Annotated in this window: 3 protein-coding genes; all 3 read right to left on the bottom strand. The window is 45.1% G+C overall.

The genetic code is table 11. The annotated features are described in order from the left end of the window. Positions 1–65 precede the first annotated feature (65 nt). Positions 66–608 (bottom strand): tyrosine-type recombinase/integrase, encoded by a 543-nt coding sequence (locus ACFQZI_RS19880; protein ID WP_377145629.1) that lies wholly within the window; start codon positions 606–608, stop codon positions 66–68. Continuing rightward, positions 595–1488, bottom strand: a complete 894-nt coding sequence (locus ACFQZI_RS19875) for a tyrosine-type recombinase/integrase (protein WP_377145626.1) — start codon at positions 1486–1488, stop codon at positions 595–597. Before ACFQZI_RS19875 ends, ACFQZI_RS19880 begins: the two co-directional genes overlap by 14 nt. A gap of 3 nt (positions 1489–1491) precedes the next feature. Then, on the bottom strand, positions 1492–2101 hold a 610-nt coding region (locus ACFQZI_RS19870; RefSeq protein WP_377145623.1), incomplete at its 5' end, for a hypothetical protein.

Here is a 2101-nt window from a genome sequence, read left to right as displayed (position 1 = left end):
GGTGAACAAACGCTCTGATCTGCTTTGAAGCTTTGGCCGTATCAGCAAGATATATTCTTGCAGGTCTAAGATTTGATGAGGTTGCAAGGGTAATATCCTGTCGTTTTGCTTACCTGTTTTGGTACATGGATTTTACCCTCTCTCAACTTCAAATGCTCCGGCCGGATGGTTTCCAGTTCTTCCCTGGTTAAAGCCTGGTAGACCAATAAGCCTATAATTACTTTATTACGGTGGGTACGTTCGTCTTTGATCTCGTAATTATGATAAAGTGCTTCCAGGTCTGCTTTTTCTAAGAGGTCATGCGGAACGGTTCTGATCGTTCCTTTCAGGCTGATACCGGCTGCCGGGTTGTAACTGATCTGCTTTTCGTTTTGCAGGTAAGTAAAGTAATACCTGACCGCTAACATTACCCGATTTATAAGATTAACATTTTTGTTGCCTTTGCCTAAGTGATCTGCAAAGTCCAGTATTTCGGTGTAGGTTATTTGCTCTAAAGCCAGGCTTGTTTCCACTACCCAGGCTAAAAAATAGCTGGCATATTTTCGGTGCTGGTAGATTGTTTGCGGCTTAAAGCCCGTTTCCTGTAAGTATTCTTCAAACTTGCTCATGCTTTAAGTGGGTGTAGATCTGTGTACTTTCAAGACTGCTATGCCCTAAAAAGCGTTGGATCTGTTCTAACTTCATTCCGGAATGCAGCAAGTGGCTGGCAATGCTGTGGCGAAGCGTATGCAGGCCAATGTTCTTGGTTAGCCTCGCTTCGGTTTTGAGCTGTTGCAGCCGTTCATAAGCTCTGGCGCCGCTCAATCTTTTACCGCTGATGTTCAGCAATAAAGCATCATCTTTTTTACCGGTAACCAGGTAAGGCCGGGCATACTGGATATAGTTTTCAAGGTCGGCTTTATTGCTGCCTGTTAATGGCACATAGCGCTCCCTGTAGCCTTTTCCTTTCCGCACATATACCAGGTCTTTTTCGATCAGTATGTCCCGCAGATCAACTTTTACACCCTCGTTCTTACGCAGTCCGCAGCCATAATACAAAGCCAGCATCGCTTTATCCCGCATTCCTAAAGCATCGTCTTTGGTGGCATCATACAATTTATTAACCTCGTTAGTGGTCAATATGCTTTTAACATTACTGGCCTTGCCCTTAATGCGAAGCTTGACTGTGAAGCTTTCCTGTCCGCTCTCTGTCAGGTAACGGCTAAACTTTTTAATGACCTGTAAATGCTTACGGATATAGTTCAGACTGATCGCTCCGGCCTTTGTTTTGCATGGCCGTTCGTACAGGCGTGTTAGGTAGTTTTTCAGGTGCGTTTCCTGTATCTCGTGCGGGTGGTTACAGTTTTGCAATTCCAGGTATTTCAGGAACTCCGTTAACATTTTAGGCATGTCCCTTTGGATCGTTGGTTCAAAGTTCAGGATGCGCAGCCATTCGGAAAAGCCTGCCTGCAGACGGATATATGACGGATTTTTAAGGGTGCCTTGCATTTTTTATGGTTCTTGGGTTACTACCTTTTTCTTACTGGCTCTCTGTACTTTAGGTAACCCATCAGTACTCTGGGTTACTACCGGGTTACGGGTTACCGTTTTGATATTTTCGAGGATGGTTTTTACCATGTGCTGCGCATCATTGGTTAATGTTTCCAGGTCGTTCCAGTTCTGTATTTTGTACTCAAAGCCTTTATAGCGGTTGCCCCTGGTGATCTTGATATAGCCCATCCGTTCCAGTTCGTACAAGTAACGGCCTAAACTGCTCGGGCTTAACCGCATGGCCGACCTTACTTCTTTACTGTAAAAAGCCTCGGTGTCCTGTTCTTTCAGGTAGGCTTTCAGCCGTTCAAAAAAGTTCCGGCAGGCATCGTTCAGCTCATCGCTCTTTTTGAGCAAGGTAGTTTCCAGTAGTGTAAAAGCAGCCTCTATATCGGCTATCGTACTTTCAATATATTGTTCGCCGGTGTCCTCGTCCGTTTTCAATTCCCTTTGGTACTGGTGGTAATACGTGATCGTTTCAGTAAACATTAACAGCAGCAGCATCGTACGCCGTGGTTTGAAAACAGCTTCCGGCAGGTTGAGGAAAGTGGCATAAGGGTTTCTGACGCTG

The sequence above is a fragment of the Mucilaginibacter lutimaris genome, from assembly GCF_042676625.1.
GTDB classification, from domain to species: domain Bacteria; phylum Bacteroidota; class Bacteroidia; order Sphingobacteriales; family Sphingobacteriaceae; genus Mucilaginibacter; species Mucilaginibacter lutimaris.
The sequence above is the reverse complement of the archived record's forward strand: the minus strand, read 5'-3'. Positions and strand labels throughout refer to the sequence as shown.